General features: G+C 69.1%; 5 protein-coding genes and 3 pseudogenes. 2 read left to right on the top strand and 6 right to left on the bottom strand.

Translation table 11 applies throughout. The features are described 5' to 3' along the window. Positions 1-187, bottom strand: a pseudogene (locus FV222_RS17080) (hypothetical protein); the annotation flags it as partial. 301 nt (positions 188-488) lie between these two features. Between FV222_RS17080 and FV222_RS17075 the strand changes: the two are divergent. Beyond that, entirely contained in the window at positions 489-1076 is a 588-nt protein-coding gene (locus FV222_RS17075) for an ANTAR domain-containing protein (RefSeq protein ID WP_147751501.1), read from the top strand. Between the two features lie 34 nt (positions 1077-1110). Then, positions 1111-1452: pseudogene (locus FV222_RS17070) on the top strand (ABC transporter substrate-binding protein); the annotation flags it as partial. On the opposite strand, the pseudogene FV222_RS17065 reads toward FV222_RS17070, so the two are convergent. From FV222_RS17065 to FV222_RS17045, 5 genes and pseudogenes are all read right to left on the bottom strand, one after another. Further along, positions 1432-1992 (bottom strand): annotated as a pseudogene (locus tag FV222_RS17065) (galactose-1-epimerase); the annotation flags it as partial. The pseudogenes FV222_RS17070 and FV222_RS17065 sit on opposite strands and share 21 nt — an antisense overlap. Before the next feature lie 270 nt (positions 1993-2262). Beyond that, complete coding sequence (locus FV222_RS17060; protein ID WP_147765103.1) at positions 2263-2739, bottom strand: BLUF domain-containing protein; 477 nt, start codon at positions 2737-2739, stop codon at positions 2263-2265. Between the two features lie 158 nt (positions 2740-2897). Then, positions 2898-3308 carry a BLUF domain-containing protein gene (locus tag FV222_RS17055; RefSeq protein ID WP_147750765.1) on the bottom strand — a complete coding sequence of 137 codons (411 nt, stop codon included), beginning with the start codon at positions 3306-3308 and terminating at the stop codon, positions 2898-2900. A gap of 103 nt (positions 3309-3411) precedes the next feature. Further along, on the bottom strand, positions 3412-4305 hold the full coding sequence (locus FV222_RS17050) for a cobalamin B12-binding domain-containing protein (protein WP_147815220.1): 894 nt from the start codon (positions 4303-4305) through the stop codon (positions 3412-3414). Positions 4306-4602: 297 nt separating this feature from the next. Beyond that, positions 4603-5004: ATP-binding cassette domain-containing protein (locus tag FV222_RS17045; protein ID WP_147815218.1), on the bottom strand; the 402-nt coding region annotated here is incomplete at its 5' end.

The following is a 5004-nucleotide window of genomic DNA, read 5'->3' as shown; positions in this document are numbered from 1 at the left end:
CCGCATGGAAGGCGTGGGGCGCGACGGAGGCGGAGGGCGCCGGGACGGCCGGTGCCTGGGCCGGCTCGCGGCACAGGAGCGAGGCTGCCCCGATCACGAGCGCCGTAGCCAGGGTCGGCAGGAAGGGGAGGGAAAGCCGGCCGGAACCGCCGCCGTCCAGGGTCGCGAAGGGGTCTGGCTTCGACATCCGATGCTTCGAACCCCCTAAGACCGTCGCGACGGCATCCCGGATGACCCCAATTTGCGGCGGAAGCTGGACCGTTTCCTTTCCGCTCCGTTGCCCGGAGCGATCCGGCAGGGCGCGAAGGGCGCCCCGCGGAGCGAAAGCCCAAACCCGTGGAGGCAGGCGCCGGCGATCGAGACCGAAGAAAAGAGAGCCGGCGCTTTCAAGCGATCGCCCTGGCGATCCGGGGCACGACGCTTGCCTTGCGGGGCAGCCGGCGGCATGCGTCGCCGCGATCCGATTTGTCGCCCAGCACCGGGCCCAGATGTCAGACACTAGCCTCACCGTCGCCGTGATCGATCCGAGCCGGGCGCGTGCCGCGATCCTGGAGGAGGGCCTGCGCGCCGCCGGGATCGGTCGCGTCGTGGTGATGGCAGACACCGCCGACCTGATGGAGCGCGTCGCCGCGCTCGCCCCCGACGTGGTGGTGATCCACCTGGAAAGCCCGAGCCGGGACATCCTGGAGCAGATGTCCGGCGTCGCGCGCCACGTCGAGCGGCCGGTGGCGATGTTCGTGGACCGCTCGGACGCCACGATGATGCAGGCGGCGGTCGACGCGGGAATCTCGGCCTACGTCGTGGACGGCCTGCGCCCCGAGCGGATCAAGCCGATCCTCGACATCGCGATCCTGCGCTTCAACGCGTTCTCGCGCCTGCAGCGGGAGCTCTCGGAGGCGCGCGGCGAGCTCGCCGATCGCAAGCTGATCGAGCGCGCCAAGGGCATCCTCATGAGCATGAAGGGCCTGTCCGAGGACGAGGCCTACAAGCAGCTGCGCAAGAAGGCGATGAACGAGAAGCGGAAGATCGCCGACATCGCGCGGGCGATCGTCACCGCGGCCGACCTGCTCGGATGAGGGCGCCAGTGACTTCGCCGAGGAGGCTTCGCAGATGAGACTTCATCTGGGCTACGTGCCCCTCTGCGACGCAGCCCCCGTGATCGCCGCCCACGAGATGGGCTTCGCCCGCGCCGAGGGACTCGACCTGGAGCTGACCGCCGAGCCGTCCTGGGCGACGCTGCGCGACCGGCTGGCGCTCGGATACCTCGACGCCGCGCACATCCTGGCGCCGCTGGCGTTGGCGAGCGCGCTCGCCCTGTCGGGGCCGCCCTCCGACCTGATCGTGCCGCTGTCGCTCAGCCTGAACGGCAACGCGATCACCCTATCCAACACCCTCTGGGCCACGATGGCGCCGGAGAGCGAGCGCCTCGCCGACGTCGCCGGCGCCTTCGCCCGCCAGGTTGAAGTAGCCGTGGTGGGTCAGGTTCAGCACGGTCGGGCGGTCGGTCTGCGCGCGGTAGTCGATCCGCAACGTCCCGTCCTCGGGCAGGCTGTAGGTCACGGTCACGTCGAGGTTGCCCGGAAAGCCCTCCTCGCCGTCGGGCGATCGGCGCGCGAGCGTGAGATGCTTGTCGTCGGCCGACTCCACCCGCCACATCCGCCGGTCGAACCCGCGCGGGCCGCCATGCATCGCGTTCGGCGGCTCGTTGGTCGGCAGCGCGTAGGCGTGGCCGTCGATCGCGAAGCGCCCGTTCGCGATGCGGTTGGCGAAGCGCCCGATCAGGCCGCCGAAATGCGGGCTCTTGGTCTCGTAGCCCGCCACCGAGTCGAGCCCGAGCACGACGTCGGCCGCATGGCCCGCCCGGTCGGGCGTCTCGATCGCGGTGACGATGCCGCCGTAATCGAGCACGTGGACGCGAAGCGCGCCCCGCCCGAGGGTGAAGCGCGTCACCGTCTCGCCGTCCGCCGTCGTTCCGAAGGTCTCGCCCGCCATCCCTGGTCCCGACCGTGATCCGCCGCGCCGACCGTCGGCGACACCCTCGAAGACCGAACACCGGACCACGATCGGCCCGACCCGTCGCGGTCTGACCGCCGCGACCACGGGGCGGCGGCGATCCGCCGGACCTCACGGATTCCCACCCATGAGACCCGGTGCAAGCGGAGGCATTCCGACCCGTCGTGCCATCCGGCCGCGTCCGAAGTCGACCGGACGTGGCCGGATCCGTCGCCCTCCAGGCCTGCCGGGAAGCGGACGTGGCCCCGATCAACCTCGACCGATGGGCTCGAGCGAACCCGAACCGAGTTGTTCGAGGATCCGCGTCAGCGCCACGCGGTTGTTCTTGTCTTCCGCGCTTTCGAGGGCGTCCTGCAGCACGAGCCGGATGTCGTCGGCCTCGACCCGCTCCATGTCCCAATCCGGATAGAGGCGCTCTCGTTCCTCCTCGCTCTGGCTCAGCGAAACGATATCGTAGTGGCGCTCGTCTCGATGCAGGGTCGCGATCAATTTCCGTATCTCGGCGGCCGGCCCCTCGATCCACTGGAAGAAAACGCCGCTGCCGAAGACCAGCACGCCGGTAATGCCGTGGGCAAGATTGTTGCGCTTGGCCGCTTCGACGATGCGGGTGACTTCGGCGTCGTCGACGTGTTCCGCGGCACGACTGCAATAGACGAAATGGTACAGAGGGACCAACGTCGCGTCGTCCGACTCGGCGCCGCGCGGAATGCCGTACTCATCGAACATGGGTGAGATCGCTTCGTTGGCGGCAGGGAGACCGAGGCGTGGATGGGACACTGGCGGCGCCCGCATCCACCGGACAGCATCGGTTCGATCAGGCTGTCGGCCATCCATCTTTCGAAGAACGCCGAGTCGTTCCCGATGCGCGTCGTTCCCGATGCGCGTTACGCGTCGTCGTATGCGGGTTCGGCGGCGAGCCGCTCGAATATTCTGAGCGCCTGCAGCGGAGTCGCCTGATCGATCGCTCCGTTGGCAACTTCGGCTTGCGACCACATCCAGGAGCGGGCCGGATCGTCGCGCATCGCCCAGCCGGGGAATAAACGGTCCGTCACCGGGTGATAGGACAACCGCCGGATCTCCAGATGCCGGTCGTCCCTCAAGATCCGGGCATAGGTGGCATCCAGCACCTCGGCCGAGCCCTCCAGCAACTGCATGTAGACATCCGCCCTGCAAATGAGAGCGCCGGTGATCCCATCGCGCGCGTTGCAACGCCGCGATTGCGATAGGATGCCGTTGAGCATCGCTTGGTCGAACCCGAAAGGGCGTGAGGCATAGATGAGCTGAACGACAGACATTGCTGCTGGATCCTGTCAGGACGTCGGATTGGCAGAGCGATCTACATGCGGTCGTTCGAAAGCTCCGAGGATCCGTGGAAGCCGAGGACGTCGCCCGTCGGCGTCATGGCCTGGGCGAGCGTTCGGCGCCTGCGGACGACAGCAGCCTCTGTGCAAGCAGCACCGCGGTGGGGGCGTCGACCGCCGAGGCGTCGGCGCCGACCCGGGCGACATGTTCGGGATGCTCCAGGAAGACGGGTCCCCCGACCATGACGCCGATCGAAGGATTGAGCGACGCCCGTCGTACCGCCTGGATCGATGCGGCGAGCTGATCCAGGCGGCTCTCGCAGCTCAGCGTCAGACCCACCACGCCGAACGATTCCGACCCGACGAGATCGGCGATCTCCTCGGGCGTGGAGGCGAGGCCGCTCGCCACGTGCCAGCCGGCCTTCCGCAGGAACTGCTCGACGATCGCCAAGCCGAAGGTGTGGAGCTCGCCGGGTGCTCCCATGAGCAGGATACGGCGCGCGCTGTCGTAGGGCGCCAGGCCTCCGTCCGAGCGGAACGTGGCCAGCAGGAACTGGAGTTGGGCGAGGCCGGCCGTGACCTCGATGAAGTCGCACAGGTCGTCGTCCCAAATGCGTCCCAGCAGAGCCGCCGAAGGTGCGAGCAGGTCGAGGAACAGGTCGTCGACGCAGTAACCCTTGGCCGTCAGGGCCGTGAACGCGCTCAGGAGGGCCGCGACGTCGTGCCCGAGGATCAGATCCGTGAAGCCCGCGACCGTTTCCGTATCCAGCTTCGGCAGCACGTCCGACCGGACCTGCCGCTCGCCGCGATCGAGCAACATCAGCCGGGGGATGATGTCCGTCTGGACGATGCGACCGAGCGCGAGGGTTCGCTGCCGGGCCTGGTCGACGGATCTTCGCCGCGCATAATCCTCGCGGACATACGCGGCTTCCGCGATCCCCTCCGTGATCAGACCGGCCCACTCACGGTGGGGTGATCCCTGATCCAGCATTGCCTCATCCCCATGGTCCGGGGTTGGCGTCCCCGTTTGTCGTCGACCGTCGTCCGGCGAGTACGGGGTGCAACAGAGACGCAAATGCGCACGTTGTAAAGACGGCGACGGTCCCGGCGCTTGCCGCCGATGGCGGTGGTTTCGGCGGGCTGAAAAGCCTCCGCTCGCCGAGGCGGAGGTCCTCGAACGTTCCCCTGCCGCCGGCCGTGGCCCGAAGCGGACCGACCGCTCCCGACCCGGCTCGGAGGCGTCTCGCGGGTGCCCGCCGTCGGATCTTCACGGCCGGGGCGGGTCGGCTCACGGCACGGTCGCCGGCTCCGCGGGATCGTCGGACAGCTGCATCCGGTGCAGGCGGGCGTAGGCGCCGCCCTGCGCGATCAGCGCCTCGTGCCGCCCGGTCTCGACGACCCGGCCGGCCTCCATCACCACGATCAGGTCGGCCTCGCGCACGGTCGAGAGCCGGTGGGCGATGACCAGCGTGGTGCGGCCCTTCATCAGCCGGGTCAGGGCGTCCTGCACCAGGCGCTCGGATTCGGAATCCAGCGCCGAGGTCGCCTCGTCGAGGAGCAGGATCGGCGCGTCCTTGAGGAAGGCGCGGGCGAGCGAGATGCGCTGGCGCTCGCCGCCCGAGAGCCGGCCGCCGGCCGGGCCGACGCGGAACTCGTAGCCCTCGGGCAGGCGCGAGACGAAGCCGTGGGC

Origin of the sequence: Methylobacterium sp. WL103 (assembly GCF_008039885.1) — a bacterium.
GTDB classification, from domain to species: domain Bacteria; phylum Pseudomonadota; class Alphaproteobacteria; order Rhizobiales; family Beijerinckiaceae; genus Methylobacterium; species Methylobacterium cerastii.
The sequence above is the reverse complement of the archived record's forward strand: the minus strand, read 5'-3'. Positions and strand labels throughout refer to the sequence as shown.